At 39.9% G+C, this 14,892-nt stretch carries 14 protein-coding genes; 10 read left to right on the forward strand and 4 right to left on the reverse strand.

All coding sequences use genetic code 11. The features are described from left to right. Nucleotides 1-196: 196 nt before the first annotated feature. Nucleotides 197-1,435: a MerR family transcriptional regulator gene (locus tag A6749_RS15180; RefSeq protein ID WP_066391148.1), complete on the reverse strand. Its 1,239-nt coding sequence runs from the start codon at nt 1,433-1,435 to the stop codon at nt 197-199. Between the two features lie 169 nt (nt 1,436-1,604). On the opposite strand from A6749_RS15180, the gene A6749_RS15185 reads away from it, so the two are divergent. The 3 genes from A6749_RS15185 to A6749_RS15195 all read left to right on the forward strand — a co-directional run bounded on the left by A6749_RS15185 (nt 1,605) and on the right by A6749_RS15195 (nt 5,043). Further along, entirely contained in the window at nt 1,605-2,780 is a 1,176-nt protein-coding gene (locus A6749_RS15185) for a M20 metallopeptidase family protein (RefSeq protein ID WP_330220444.1), read from the forward strand. 37 nt (nt 2,781-2,817) lie between these two features. Further along, a complete protein-coding gene (locus tag A6749_RS15190) occupies nt 2,818-4,014 on the forward strand; it encodes a hypothetical protein (RefSeq protein WP_066391150.1) in 1,197 nt (398 codons plus the stop codon). 99 nt (nt 4,015-4,113) lie between these two features. Continuing rightward, nucleotides 4,114-5,043 carry a DMT family transporter gene (locus tag A6749_RS15195; RefSeq protein WP_066391153.1) on the forward strand — a complete coding sequence of 310 codons (930 nt, stop codon included), beginning with the start codon at nt 4,114-4,116 and terminating at the stop codon, nt 5,041-5,043. A 72-nt stretch (nt 5,044-5,115) separates the two neighbouring features. On the opposite strand, the gene A6749_RS15200 is transcribed toward A6749_RS15195, so the two are convergent. Both A6749_RS15200 and A6749_RS15205 read right to left on the reverse strand, forming a co-directional pair. Continuing rightward, a complete protein-coding gene (locus tag A6749_RS15200; RefSeq protein ID WP_066391155.1) occupies nt 5,116-6,345 on the reverse strand; it encodes an MFS transporter in 1,230 nt (409 codons plus the stop codon). A 16-nt stretch (nt 6,346-6,361) separates the two neighbouring features. Beyond that, nucleotides 6,362-7,243, reverse strand: a complete 882-nt coding sequence (locus A6749_RS15205; protein ID WP_066391157.1) for a LysR family transcriptional regulator — start codon at nt 7,241-7,243, stop codon at nt 6,362-6,364. A gap of 207 nt (nt 7,244-7,450) precedes the next feature. Here A6749_RS15205 and A6749_RS15210 point away from each other — a divergent pair, with 207 nt between their 5' ends. After that, nucleotides 7,451-8,206, forward strand: coding sequence for a sulfite exporter TauE/SafE family protein (locus A6749_RS15210; RefSeq protein ID WP_066391164.1), 756 nt, complete (start codon nt 7,451-7,453; stop codon nt 8,204-8,206). An 84-nt stretch (nt 8,207-8,290) separates the two neighbouring features. Here A6749_RS15210 and A6749_RS15215 read toward each other — a convergent pair whose 3' ends face one another. Continuing rightward, on the reverse strand, nt 8,291-10,060 hold the full coding sequence (locus A6749_RS15215) for a PhoX family protein (protein ID WP_066391167.1): 1,770 nt from the start codon (nt 10,058-10,060) through the stop codon (nt 8,291-8,293). 234 nt (nt 10,061-10,294) lie between these two features. On the opposite strand from A6749_RS15215, the gene A6749_RS15220 reads away from it, so the two are divergent. The 6 genes from A6749_RS15220 (at nt 10,295) to A6749_RS15245 (ending at nt 14,698) form a co-directional block, all read left to right on the forward strand. After that, complete coding sequence (locus A6749_RS15220) at nt 10,295-10,969, forward strand: YdeI/OmpD-associated family protein (RefSeq protein WP_236719801.1); 675 nt, start codon at nt 10,295-10,297, stop codon at nt 10,967-10,969. Nucleotides 10,970-11,026: 57 nt separating this feature from the next. Further along, entirely contained in the window at nt 11,027-12,043 is a 1,017-nt protein-coding gene (locus tag A6749_RS15225; RefSeq protein WP_066391168.1) for a pirin family protein, read from the forward strand. 123 nt (nt 12,044-12,166) lie between these two features. After that, nucleotides 12,167-12,325: a DUF1540 domain-containing protein gene (locus tag A6749_RS15230; protein WP_066391171.1), complete on the forward strand. Its 159-nt coding sequence runs from the start codon at nt 12,167-12,169 to the stop codon at nt 12,323-12,325. A 135-nt stretch (nt 12,326-12,460) separates the two neighbouring features. Continuing rightward, nucleotides 12,461-13,240 (forward strand): transporter substrate-binding domain-containing protein, encoded by a 780-nt coding sequence (locus tag A6749_RS15235; protein ID WP_066391176.1) that lies wholly within the window; start codon nt 12,461-12,463, stop codon nt 13,238-13,240. A 37-nt stretch (nt 13,241-13,277) separates the two neighbouring features. Next, nucleotides 13,278-13,943 (forward strand): amino acid ABC transporter permease, encoded by a 666-nt coding sequence (locus A6749_RS15240; RefSeq protein WP_066391177.1) that lies wholly within the window; start codon nt 13,278-13,280, stop codon nt 13,941-13,943. A gap of 11 nt (nt 13,944-13,954) precedes the next feature. Beyond that, a complete protein-coding gene (locus tag A6749_RS15245; protein WP_066391183.1) occupies nt 13,955-14,698 on the forward strand; it encodes an amino acid ABC transporter ATP-binding protein in 744 nt (247 codons plus the stop codon). Nucleotides 14,699-14,892 lie beyond the last annotated feature (194 nt).

Raw genomic sequence — 14,892 nt, forward strand, 5'->3', positions numbered from 1 at the left:
GGATGAAAAAGGGGCTTATCAGTTCTCATAAACGGTTCATAAGAACAGCGGGCAACTAGAAAAAAGGTAACTTGTTTTTTTCACTAGTGAGTGTGATAAACTTACTTATAAAACTCACTTATAAATTGTTTGACCCGAGGAAATAACCCATCATGCCAAATTGGTTGATGGGTTATTTTTTTCGGTATCAGAAAAGTTATTCGGAGACGGAATATCGTGCTGTGTATCCCAGAAAGTTCATTTTTTCATTTTCATCATGATAGGCAAAATAGCTTCCAGGGTTTTGGGTTGATCCAATGATCTCCTTGTTCGAAAACTTAAAATGGTGTTCTTCCATTTCTTTTTCCAAATAGTTTGGGTGAAATGCATTCGGGCTCGGTGTCGGATAAAGGGATTGAATTTTCTTTAATGACTTAGTATTTGCTTCATAATAGACTGAATTCCCGATTATGCAGGAATTATTTTTTAGATAACGTTTTAATATATGAAACGGTGACTCCTTATAAATCAAGGAATACTGAGTAGAAGAAGTACTATCTATAAAGAAATCTATTGAACGATGTGCAAGCGGCAATTGCAAATCACTGTTGACAATATACAAAACGGATAAATGTGGGTGAAGCTTTTCAATGCTTTTCTTCAATGTTTTAATCATTTCAAGAGAGTAGCAGGTGAAAATATAGGTTGTATTTTTAGGAAGTGTAGATAGATATTTTGGCAGCATCATCGAAACTTCAATATTGGTTTCAAGTATCACTTTATTTTCCAATGTTTGATGTAATAGCTCGTTATACATCCACAATTTTCCCTTTTCTATAATACTTACAAAATCGGGATTCCATTTTCCTACATCAATTTCATAAATGGAATATTTATTAGGGGAAGATTGAAGGTTGGACGTAAACAGAATTCCTTCTTTGATTTCTGCCTGATAGCCGCAGCTGCAACGCAGGCTTCCTTCATAAATACGCTGCCCAAGGATGCTGGCCTGTTGTAAATTTAATTCGCTTTGGCAATGTGGACAGGAAAGGAGGGGAACAAAAAGTAAAGGAACACCCATCGTTACATGATCTTGTTCCATTTCCTTCATAATCTCCCTATTAATCTTGGAGTCGATAGAATGGATTACATTCGAAATTTGTGCCTTCTCTTCTAATAACCCCTTCTTTTTTTCCATGAGCAGGCTGCTAAAGTAGCTCATATCAATATTATTCCCACTGTTCGTCAATCGTTTAAGGGATAAGATTTTGTGAATTTCTTTTAATGAAAAACGATAATGTTTGAGTTCATTAATCAGTTCCATGTCTTCCATACAAATGGTATTCATTCGATATTGAGTGTTTGCTTTTTCGGGAATTAACAGCCCCGTCTCGATATAATATCTAACCGTATCAACAGATACACTAAATTCTTTAGCGAACTGTCCAATTTTCATACTATTCCTCCTGTTCCATTCCTCTAGATGAAAAACTGGAGTAACTCCACTTTTCTTTCAAAAATTCGTTAAAAATAGCACTTGTAATAGTCTTAACTCTATTTACTAAACTAATTATACAGAAAAATTATAATTGTTTGAAATAAAAGAAAAGAAGGAGGCATGTCTTTTGATAACAAAACAACTTTCTGTTAAGGATGAAGTGATTATATGGAGAAGGCATTTACATGAGAATCCAGAACTATCCTTCCAAGAAGTACAAACATCTGATTTCGTATACAATCTTTTAAAAACCTTTTCAGGCTTAGAAGTAACTAGACCAACTGCCACAAGTGTGCTGGCTGTACTAAAAGGTGGAGGAAAGTCCAGTGAAAAACAGTTTACCATTGCTTTTCGCGCTGATATGGATGCGCTTCCAATTCAAGAAGAAACAGATATTGAGTTTCGATCAAAGAATCCAGGAGTCATGCATGCCTGTGGACATGATGCCCATACAGCCATGCTCTTAGGTGCAGCGAGGGCTCTTTCGGAAATGAGGGATGAATTAAGCGGCGAAATTAGATTTATTTTTCAACATGCCGAAGAAATGCCGCCTGGAGGGGCAAAAGAGCTTGTGGAAAAAGGTGTTGTGGGAGGTGTTGATTATGCTTTTGCCCTTCATGTTACACCTTATCAACATTCTGGTTCTATTTGTATGAGGGAAGGTGTGCTTTGTGCATCAAATGATGATTTTGAAATTAAGGTCATCGGCTTTGGAGGGCATGCATCAACCCCTGAATTGACGGTTGATCCGCTTGCCGTAGGGGTAGAAATTGCCTCCAATATACAGCATATTGTCTCGAGAAAACTACCGGCACTGCATTCACCCGTTATTTCTATAACTCAATTCCATGGCGGGAGTGCACTAAATATTATTCCCGATACAGTTGAGCTTGGTGGTACGATTCGGGCAATCGACCCGGACATTCGCTTAAAGGCTAAGAATTTTGTCAACCAGATTGTGAAAGGAATTACCGAGGCACATGGGGCTCGCTATGAAATCGTTTGGCACGAAGGCTATGCCAGTGTTGTAAATGATAAAGAGGCTGTTCGGATCACAAGGGAGGCAGCAGAAGAGATTTTTGGACAAGAAAATGTAATCGGTGTGGAGGAGCCATTATTCGGCGGAGAAGATTTTTCAGCTATTGCGCAAAAGGTCCCTTCATCGATGCAATTTCTAGGTGTTCATCATGAGAATCTTGGGGAAGCGTATCCGCTTCATCACCCGAAATTTAATATTGATGAGGCTGCATTACAATATGGAGTCGATTATTTTGTTGGTATTGCCAACAAGCTATGTAAATAATAGATTTCTATAATATTTATAAGGTGGGATGAGATTGATGTTAAAAGATCCAGTAATTGCAACTACTATTATTTTAATTCTGATTGTTGTTGGAGAAATTATTTCTATTAAAACTAGAGCACGGATCCCCATGCTTGCGGTTGCGCTATTTGGCTACTTAGTTCTAATTTGGTTAGGGGTTTTTCCTAAAGATTTATTAGAAAACTCGACTCTTTCAACTCTAGGCTCCCTGATGTTCGCACCCTTAATTGTTCATATGGGAACGCTTATACCAATTAAGTTAATTAAACAACAATATAAATCAGTTTTTATTGCGTTACTTGGGATTTTGATTTCGACCATTACGATTTTATTAGTGGTTACACCTTTTTTGGGGTACGAAATTGCAGCATCTGGTGTAGGTCCCATAAGCGGCGGTGTAGTTGCGTTTTTAATTACATCAGAAAAATTAAAAGAATTAGGGCTGGCTTCCATCGTTACGGTTCCAGCAGTTATTCTTGGCCTACAAACATTGATTGGGCTTCCGCTTGCCACCTTTTTCTTAAGAAGATACGCGAAAAAGCTTATTTTGGTAAGACGATCTGAACCATACATTGCTGCTGCAGCTGAAGCAGCTGCTGAAACGGGTGGTAAACTAAAGAAAGAAGCGACTGAAACGGGGAAGAAATACTGGCTGCCGGAAAGATATGCAACAGCTCCGATTTTAATGTTTCAATTACTGCTGGGCGGAACGCTTGCGGTTGTGTTGAATCATTTTACAGGGATTAACTATGCTTTGTGGGGATTAGTGATTGGTTTAGTAGGGACCTACTTTGGCTTCTATCGTCAAAGCATGTTAGAACAGTCTAATTCTTTCGGTATTGTCATGCTTGCTATTGTTTTTGCTGTTATCGCTACGATGAACGGTGTTACCTTTCAAATGCTCCTTGACTATTTCCCTGCTATCATGGCGATATTAGCTATCGGAGCAGTTGGAATTATTCTTGGCGGTTTAATAGGCTCCAAGCTTGTAAAGTGGGATCTCAATAAAGGCATTCCGGTTGCCTTAACGGCAATGTTTGGTTTCCCAGGAGACTATCTCATTTGTGAAGAAGTCAGCCGAAGTATAGGAAAGACAAAAGAAGAAGAGGAATATATTTTTAACGAAATATTATCACCGATGTTAGTAGGCGGATTCACGACTGTGACCATTGCCTCCGTCTTTATTGCAGGTATTGTCATGGGGACGCTTTAATAGATTCGTAAGCTGTTACTATTAAAAATGAAGGCTAATATGTAGCAGGGGACTGCTAATATTAGCTTTCTTTGAGTGAAAAAAGAAAGGAAGTTTCAAATGAATATAAAGGTGATTCTAATGGCGGGGATGGCTGTGTTTTTATGGGGATCAGCATTTGCAGCCATTCGCGCAAGTTTACTAGGAGGCTATTCAGCCGGTCACTTAGTACTTTTCCGATTTCTGATTGCATCTTTTGTGTTTGTTCTTTATTTTTGGGTGTCAGGCACCCGACTTCGATTACCGAATAAGGAAGATATTGTTAGAATTCTACTTCTTGGATGGATTGGAATCAGTGTGTATCAATTAGGGGTAACCTATGGTGAAAAAACGGTTTCTGCTGGAACAGCTGGCCTGCTTATTGCCTCCGCTCCTATTTTTACAGCCTTAATTGCGACCATGGCATTAAAAGAATATCTTAGTTTTTTCGGCTGGTTAGGCATGGGAGTAGGGTTCATAGGTATATCTCTTATTACTTTCGGCAGCGCCGGATCGAACCTTACTATTTCAACAGGGTCCATTCTTTTGATTATTGCCGCCATTGCAGCATCCATTTTTTTTGTATATCAAAAGCCATTGTTTAAAAAATATAAACCTATTGAATTGACAGCTTACTTTACATGGGCGGGGACCATTCCCTTTTTCATTTACTTCCCCGGGTTGATTCAAGAAATTCAAGCTGCAACTGTTGAGGCAAATCTATCGGCCATTTATGTTGGGATCTTTCCCGCAGCCGTCGCTTATGCCATGTGGGCCATTGCCTTATCATTAGGGGAAGCAGGTAAAGTGACAAGTATGATTTACATTGAGCCGGTTTTTGCCATTGCCGTAGCATGGATCTGGCTTCATGAACTGCCAAATGTGTTATCAATAATAGGTGGTATAATAGCTGTTTCAAGTGTTTTCATTATCAATGTGTTAGGAAAAAGAAAAGCCGCAGTGGAGCGACGGGCTGCCAATAATCGAGGCATATTGAACAGGCCCAGCTGAGTGCTGTGATAATAAGAAATGACCCAGTTTTAGAACTGGGCCATTTTTATATTAAATTTTTTTGCCATATCTTCAGATGCTTTTCCTCAATTCTTGGCGGGCGGTAAACTGTATGACTTTACTTTTAACAACAATCGCTAAACGAATGGAAACAATAATTGAAATAATCGCAAATACAACAATCATGGATACGACTCCGGACCACCCATATTGACTATAGAATGTGCCGCTTACTGTTCCGCCAATACTTGAACCTGCATAATAGAAAAACAAGTAAAGGGATGATGCTTGTGCCTTATCGTGTGTCGCTGCTTTTCCTACCCAGCCGCTGGCAATCGAGTGACCGGCAAAAAAGCCGTAGGTAAAGATGGCGATTCCTAAAATCTTAAACCATAAATTCGTGTTTAGTGTGATACAGGCTCCAATTAATAAAATCCCTAGCGACAATAGAAAAATTTTGCTTTTTCCATGTTTGTCCGCCAGCATTCCCATCCATGTTGAGCTGAAGGTTCCAACCATGTATACGATAAAAATAAATCCAACCAAGGTTTGGCTCAATGAATACGGCGGTTTAATTAACTGAAATCCTATATAGTTGTATAACGAGACGAAGCTGCCCATTAATAAAAATCCGATGATAAATAGATAAATCAGACCAGGTTCCTTGAATTGACTAAATAACGAGCTTGTAAGTTTTTTTAACGCAAATTTTTGCGGTGTGAAATGTTTAGATTTCGGCAGCATCCACAAAAACACGAAGCTTGAAGCTAAACTAATAACGCCAATGCCGATTAAGGCGATATGCCAGCCAAAATAATCCGTTAAAATTCCGCTGATTATCCGGCCGGCCATACCGCCGACGGAATTCCCGCTAATGTATAACCCCATGGCCATCCCTAAGCTTTTCGGGTCAATTTCTTCCCCTAAATAGGCCATAGCTACTGCCGGCAATCCAGCAAGCGTGATTCCTTGCAAGATCCGCCCCGCTATTAGGAGGTGAAAGTTAGGTGTAAATGCAGTTAAAATGGAAAGAATCGATGATGCAAATAATGCAATCGTCATGACCGATTTACGCCCGAATACCTCTGATAAAGACCCAGCTATTAAAAGACTAATCGATAAAGCAATCGTGGCAGATGACAGGCTTAAGCTTGATACTGCCGGGGAAATATGGAATTCCCTTGAAAAGTCCGGCAGCAGCGGCTGTGTCCCCCAAAGGATAGCAAACGTACTGAAGCCGCCTGCAAATAAAGCTAAATTAATCTTTTTAAAAGCACGTGTCCCACGTTGAACATATTCCATTTGTCATGCGCACTCCCTATTTGAGTTGAAATAATTGATGAATAAATTGAATAAATGGTTCCACAGCAGGTGATACGTAACTATCCGTCAGCCATGCAACCCCTATTTGCCTTTTACTGATTGGATTTTTCACACGAATAAGTTTAACCTTCCTCTTATCCAAGAATTGTATATCAGGCACTAAGGATACGCCCAATTTTGCACCAACTAACCCGGAAACAGTGCCGATATCTTCCCCTTCAAACACTACATTTGGAGAAAAACCAGCCTTGTGGCATAAATCGTTAATAATCGTTTGCAGCTCATTCACGTCTTTAAAAGAGATAAATGGTTCATTTTTTATCATATTTAAATCAATTTCATCAAAGCCTCCGAGCGGATGGTCTATGGAAACAATCACAAATAACTCCTCTGTTAAGAAAGGCAGCCATTTAATCTCTTTTTCCTCATCGTGAAGCATAATAAGAGCTAAATCAATCTTTCTCGATTTTAATTGGTCGACTATTACCCGGTTTGAGGCTTGGTGTAATTGGAACTTAACATTAGCATGCTTTTTATGATAGGCACTTAAAATTTCCGGAACAACGCTTATACCAAGTGAAGGTAAAAAGGACAAGGAAATGGTTCCATGATCTGGATGGATTTCATCCCATATTTCTTGTTTGCCTATCTCAATTTGTTTGATGGATTGCTCCACACGATCTAAGAATATTTTTCCATATCGGTTTAAATAAATGTTCCTGCCTTTACGGTCAAAAAGCTGTACGCCTAATTCGTCCTCCAGCTTTGCAATCGACCGGCTAAGTGCGGGCTGTGAAATGGATAATTGTTTTGCTGCTTGTGTAAAATGCTGAACCTTTGCTACGGTTTGAAAATAATTGATTTGATCCCATTCCATCTGTATACCTCATAAAGTTTTATTTGCTTCTTCTTTATCATACTCTCCTTTATGTATAACTTCTAATTGTTAATTTGCATGAAATTAATGCGTATATGTTATAAAACTACTTTAATAAAAAAGTGCAGCATTTTGTATGGAGTAATAAACTTGGGCTTTCCCGAAACTTTTTCTAGAGGTATGCTATGAGGGGGGGAGGGATGAAAGATGGTTATCACCTTAACTATGTTAGTAATGGGGATATTATTAGGATTTGTAGGAGCGGGGGGCTCTGGATTTATTATCGCCATTTTAACAGTTCTATTTGGAGTACCAATCCATACGGCTTTAGGAACTGCCTTGGCTGCCATGGTGTTTACCACTTTGTCCGGTACATACAGCCATTTTCGCCAAGGAAATATATCGGTAATAACCGGTGTCATTGTTGGTGGATTTGGTTCGTTTTTTTCTTATATTGGTTCAACGCTGTCCGGTATGATTCCAGTTTACTCCATGCATTGGTTAACAGCAGGGATGTTATTTTTGTCGGCTGTCATCTTGGTCGTACGTTTATTTGTTTTCCAAAAAATAACCTCAGACCGTAAAACGAAAGAACCTGGAGGCAAATTATATTTTCTTAAGAGGGCGGCATTTGTCGGTATTATTACTGGATTATTATCCGGAACATTTGGGATTGGTGCGGCTCCGTTCATTCAAATCGGGCTGCTTGTTATTATGGGTCTTTCTATTAAACAATCTGTAGGAACAACGATGCTTGTGATTTTACCAATTGCCGTTGCGGGGGGAATTGGCTACTATTTTCAAGGTTTCCTAGACTTTAAACTGTTATTTGAAGTAGTGGCAGGAACAATGATTGGATCTTATGTTGGGGCTAAGTTTACAACACTGGCACCACAGCCGGTATTGAAAAGTGCAATGGTCCTAACACCTATTGTTGCTGGAGCACTTTTGCTAATAAGTTAAAAGAACTCCATTGCATGAAAAGGAGAAAAAAACTCCCTTTCATGGTCAATCCGTGTACCATTGTTCGAAAGGGAGGAATGTTCCTTATTTTTTTGTGCTAAGTAATGTCAAATCAATATAGCCAATGTTGCCCGGATTCTGTGAGCCAACCATTAGATAAGACTTACCATTTAACTCATCAATAGCCTGGAGGCCGGTAACTTCTCCGCCATCTGGTGCCGAGATAATACGGGAAAGTTCTTTTGTATCGACATTATAAGCCCAGCCAAAGTTATTGGTGTGCATGTCGCTGTCTTCGGCAATGAATAATGTTTTGTATTTTTCAGAGTAAGCTAGATTGTCAGGGTTGGCAATTTTATCAGGGTTCGCTTTATTTCCATCGGCATCTTTAACAGCAAGGTCTTCGCCGGTTAACAATCCGGACATTTTTGTTACAACATAATCGCTATTAATTGGTTTGCCTTCACGGTCTTTTTGTCCCTTAGCCATACTCATCTCATATACCGTACCTGCACTTAATTTTGGCAATTGAACATCGTCTGCAGGGTCAGTTGGATTTTTAGTCATGCCTTTTTCGACATAGGACATTGCCATATAAATTTTATTATCGGCTTTGTTAAAAGTGAGAGTTTCCATCTTGTTGAACTCAGAGGTTGCTCCAAGGATAGCTCCATAACGGCGGGACTCCAAGAACGCTGCCGCCTTCTCCATACCCGGCTTCACTTTCAGCCACTCAGAATCTTTTCCACCATTTGAATTCGTTTTAATTTGTGTAAATCCATTAGCTTTTGCATAAGAAGCATCTGTTGTTGTTTCAAAAATATCGCTGAATTTGAGAGATTCAGCTAGATTCTTAATTTCTTTATCGCTGGCATGTCCTAATTTAATCCATTCGATATTAGCAGAACCACCGTTTTGATCGCTTGTTTGGTTCCATTTTGCAGCATATAACGTACCAGCGGTTAAGTCATTTGCTTTATCCGCTATGTACATGAACGACATCGTATAGCTGCCGTCATCACCAAAGTAGACAGTACGATTGTCAGGTGCTACGGTAACATTTTCAAATGACAGTCGCCCCATGCTATAGTGCTTGACTGCCTCCGCTTCACCATTTGGGTGAACCTTTACCTCAGTAGTATGTCCATAAAGGTATGGATTCCCTATTACATTAGCATTCTGATAATAGTTGCGTGCAAATTGGGTTACAGATGATTTTTCAGGATTTGCCTCGAATGCGCGGGCATCCGGCTCATATTCTTCACTGCCTAAATGGGTATTCCAAGGAGATAGAACACCGGCGCAAGGTGTCCAGACACCGCCATCTGCTGAAAAATCAATCGGGTTAATATCCGTGATTTTCAGTTCACCTGTTTTCTTATCTTGAACGACAGTATTTAAATACAACGCTTTTGGCATATTGCCCATTTCATTGCTTGGCATGCTTTCAAAATGATTGATCATATATAGTTTGCCGCTTTCTCCATTCACGCTTAGAAGCGAATTGCCATCAGGCGAGGTGGAAACATATGGATTGCCATTTTTATCTTTGATGATATTGCCATTTATATCATGGGCAGCACCGACTATCTTGCCGTTAATGATTTCTCCAGGGCGGGTTAGTGCTTTATATTCTAAAGGGACGATTTTTTGACTGCCGTCTTTTAAGGTAACGATGGCGGATGCTTCGCTATACATAGAGGAACGTTTCGCATCCGTATCAGGCGCTTGCATTCCGGCAAATTGAACTGATTTTACTTCAACCGGTTTATTAGGATTGGCATGGACATTGATGGCTGTTGGAAATAGAATCGCTGCACTTAATAGTGGAACAAGGACCTTGCTTTTTTTCAATTTGAAATTCCTCCTAGTAGTTTAATAGAGTATGTCATCTTCTTTATCATAGGCTTTGATTGTAAAGGCAGTATTCGATTAATGTTAAGAAAATTTGAAGTTTTGTAGTGAATAAGTACCGTGCGCAAAGCGGGGGCATGAGACAGAAGAACTATCACTGTGCATCATGCAAGTTGCTATTCAATAGTGAAACTTTTAAACTGAAAGGAGAATGAATATGTGGCGGGTGGTCAAATTATGGCGAAGTCTATTGTAGAGAAGTTGAATTTGCGAAAGTATGAAAAGGCAGCAATTTTAAGTGTTCCAGATGGAGCTGATTATTTTGCGGGTCTCGAAGGGTATGATTCGGAGTTAAAGGATGGTACCTACGATTTAATCTTTGCTTTTGTATTGGAAATGGGATCGCTTAAAGACCTTGTTAAAAAAGTAATCAGGGAAAATCACCTGAATAAGAATGGCTATCTTTATTTAGCTTATCCGAAGAAAGGGAATAAAGTATACCCAACCTTTATTCATCGTGATGAGTTAATGAGCGGGTTGGGTGCTGATGAGAATGGGTATATTGGGAGCAGCTCGGTTAAATTTGCCCGGATGGTTGGATTAGATGAGGTCTTTACAGTCGTTGGATTGAAGGAGGAGTCAAAATCTAATAAGAGTACCGCGGCGAAACCGAGCCAAAGGGTTGATGATTATGAAGCCTTAATTCCAGATGTGGAAGAGGAATTGCAGGGTGAACCGGAATTACTGGCCTTTTATCAATCGCTTACTCCAGGTTACCGGAAAGATTGGGCGCGTTATGTGTATAGTGCGAAACAAGAAGCAACAAGGGCAAAGCGCAGTGAAGAAATGAAAAAGATACTTGGTGAAGGATTCAAGACTAGGGAGCTGTATCTTAAAAGTAAAAGGTAATGGTAGCCAAAGAGCAATAGGTACCCGTAATCCTTAAATAATGAAAGGAGAAATATGATGTCAAACAACAAAATCCTGAAAATACAAAAGCTAGGCTTTCCGTGGGAAACAGAAGATCCGTTCTTGATGACCGTGCATCATAAAGACGCTTATCCTGCAGGGAATGAAAAGCAGGGTCCTGCTGTTTCTCTGGAAGGCAGGAATCTGGGGGAAGATTTTACGATAAAAGATGGTTTTAGAATGTATCATGGCACCACTGTACCGGGGTTTCCGGCACATCCTCATAAAGGATTTGAAACTGTAACCATCGTGCTGGAAGGGTTGGTCGACCATTTTGATTCAACCGGGGCAAAAGGGCGTTATGGGAATGGAGATGTCCAATGGCTGACAACGGGAAAGGGCTGCCTCCATACGGAAATGTTTCCGCTGGTGCATCAGGACAAAGACAACCCGCTCGAACTTTTTCAAATATGGCTGAACCTGGCAGCTAAGGATAAGAAGGCAGATCCGGATTATAAGATGCTGTGGGCTAAAGATATTCCAGTACTAGAATCAGCAGATTCAAATGGGAAGAAAACCACTGTCAGGCTAATTGCTGGACAACTGCAAGGAAAAAACAGCTTAGATCCAGCAGCCGCCTCTTGGGCAAAAGATCCAGATCATCATGTTGGTATTTACCTTATTCGTATGGACCCTGAAGCAGCATTTACACTGCCTGCGGTGTCAGGCACCCTGAACAGAAATTTATATTTTTATGAAGGCGAAGAAATTCATCTCGACGGAGAAACCATCTCAGTTTACCATCGTGTAAAGCTGATAGGTGACCAAGAAATTGAAGTCACTAATGGCACCAAAGAGGCTTATATTCTGGTGCTTGAGGGAGAGCCGATTGGTGAGCCAGTTGCCCAATACGGTCCGTTTGTGATGAATACAGAGGAAGAAATCCGTGAAGCCTTTAACGACTATAGGAGAACACAATTTGGCGGCTGGAAATGGGGACGCCAAGATCCTGTCAATGAGCGCAGTGCAGGAAGATTTGCGCAGCACGGGGACGGGAAAATAGAAAAAAGATAATAAACATTTTGGAAGCTTCAAAGGGCTTGATTCAAATGAGAATCAAGCTCTTTTTTCGTAGATGTTTACTTATCACTAGAAAGGGTACTGTTTATCATAAACAATATAAAGGAGTTGGTATCCTTGAAATTAGAAGTAAAATGCAATGTGGAAGATTGTAAATATTGGGATGAAGGAGACCGATGTATAGCGGATTCCATTTATGTGGTTGGACATCATGGCAGCAGGGAAGCGGACAAAGTTGAGGAAACGGCTTGTAAAACATTTGAAAAACGTAAATAAAACACTTGAAAACCTTTTTTCTTGGCTGGACAGCTAAAGGCTTGTCCAGTTTTTTATTTTTTTAAAATGATAAAAAACCAGAAAAGTTGGGTATATAAAGGTATCAAGTGAAAATGGGAGGAGAGAAATTGTAGTATGAGGATCAAATACATATTTTGTCTATTAAGCTTGTTTCTGCTTAGTGCACTTACTGCCTGTGCTCAAAAGGAAGAGCTTTCAGACGGGACAAAGCTGATAGACAAGGGAAAGTTTATTTTTGCAGCTTCCGGTGAATTTAAACCCTTTAGCTATTTAAACAATGACCTGTCCATGACGGGCTTTGATATCGAGGTAGGGAATGCTGTAGGAAAGGAACTAGGGCTGAAGCCAGTCCAGAAACGAATGAAATTTAAAGGGCTCATAGAGGGCATTAAAACAGGCAGGGCAGATGCTGCTGTTGCCAGCCACACCATTAACCCCGATCGTGCCAAACATGTTGCATTTTCCACGCCATACTATTATTCAGGACCACAAATCTTTACACGACCTGACAGCAACATAAAAACGGTAGAAGATTTAAAAGGCAAAGAAGTAGCCGTTGCGAAGGGTTCTACATATGCGGATGTTGCCGGAAAGTATACGAGCAATCTCAAAATGTATGACAGTGATATTACAGCATTAAAGGCACTTAGTATGGGCCGCCATGACGCTGTGATTACCGACTTTGTCACAGGGAAAAGTTCGCAGCAGGAAGGGTTTAAGATTAAAGGTCAGCAGCTAATTGAGCGAAGTGAACAGGCAATTGTTGTGCCTAAAGACAATCCAGAACTTTTGAAACGAATCAATAAAGCACTGCAAAAGCTTCGTGATGATGGAACACTTGCCCGAATCAGCCAAAAGTATTTTGGGCAGGATATTACCAAAAAACCAGAATAATAGAATGATTTTTTTTTGAAGAAAGGAAGTTGTTAACTTGCCAAGTTTTTCGCATTTTTTTCAGACGTTTATTAGCAGCAAGGAACTTTTCTTGGATGCAACATTACTAACCTTAAAACTTACAATCGTATCGATCCTAATTGGTATTATATTTGGTTTGTTTTTTGCTTTATTAAAAATATCAAGAATAAAAATACTAGAATACATATCAAACGCCTATGTGTTTCTTGTACGAGGAACACCGCTCATTGTCCAGATTTTTGTTCTATATTTTGGCTTCAGCGGAATTTTTCTAATTCCCGACTTTTGGGCCGCCGCTCTTGCTCTTGCGTTTCATAATGGTGCCTATATTGCGGAAATTTTCCGCGGATCCATCCAGTCGGTGGATAGAGGGCAGATGGAAGCTGGCCGTTCCCTTGGGATGACCAGAGGTACTGCGATGCGCCGGATTATTCTTCCGCAGGCTTTCAGGAGAGCACTGCCGCCGCTTGGAAATCAGTTTATTATTGGGCTAAAAGATTCATCATTGGCAGCCTTCATCTCCATGAATGAGCTATTTAATGTGGCAACAACGTTAGGGTCGAATAATTTTGATGAAATGACCTATCTATTAATCGTTGCAATCTATTACTTGGTGCTAGTTGCATTGTTAACGTTGATTGTGAGTCTGCTGGAAAAGAAATTAGCCATAAGTGATCGCTAGGAGGAGCTAAGATGAATAGTAAAGAAATGATTAAAATAGAAAACTTAAATAAATCGTTTGGCAGTTTGCACGTATTAAAGGATATTGAGTTGTCTGTCCACGAAAGCGAGGTAGTATGTTTGGTAGGGTCTTCAGGCTCGGGGAAAAGTACACTGCTTAGATGTCTGAATTTTTTAGAAAAGAAAGACAGAGGAAGTATTTTTATCCGCGGGGAAAAGGTATCACCAGATACTCACAACATCAACCATGTTCGGCAAACGGTGGGAATGGTTTTTCAACATTTTAATCTATTCCCTCATAAAACCGTGCTGGAAAATATCATCGAGGCCCCGATTATAGTAAAGAAAATTCCCAAAAGCCAAGCTAAAGATGAAGCGATGGAACTGCTTCAAAAAGTAGGGCTCGAGGATAAGGCAGATGTATATCCAAGTAAATTATCCGGCGGACAAAAACAGCGTGTAGCGATTGCAAGGGCGCTTGCGATGAAACCGGATATAATGCTCTTTGATGAACCGACTTCCGCTCTTGACCCTGAGCTTGTTGGAGAAGTATTAGCGACAATGAAGGAGCTTGCGGATGAGGGTATGACCATGGTAGTTGTTACACATGAAATGGGCTTCGCACGCGAGGTCGCTGATTCCATTGTATTTATGAATGAAGGAAAAATCATTGAAAAAAATAGCCCGGCAGAATTTTTTGACAATCCCAAGGAAGAACGCACAAAGGAATTTCTTCAGACTACATCACTTAAATAATGGAGCATGGGGACGGTTCTCCTGCTTTATTCCGGCTTTTAAAACTAAGAGAATTTCTTAGCAGATGTAATTGAATATAAGTAATAGTTTATGCTTAAAAAGGGTTAGTTCTCCACTATTTTAAAAGTGGTAAGGATTAACCTTTTTTAGAGGTTTGTAACTGTATATTTCTGATTAAAGCTCGGTATTTTGCG

This window comes from Neobacillus mesonae (assembly GCF_001636315.1).
Classification (GTDB): Bacteria; Bacillota; Bacilli; order Bacillales; family Cytobacillaceae; genus Neobacillus; species Neobacillus mesonae.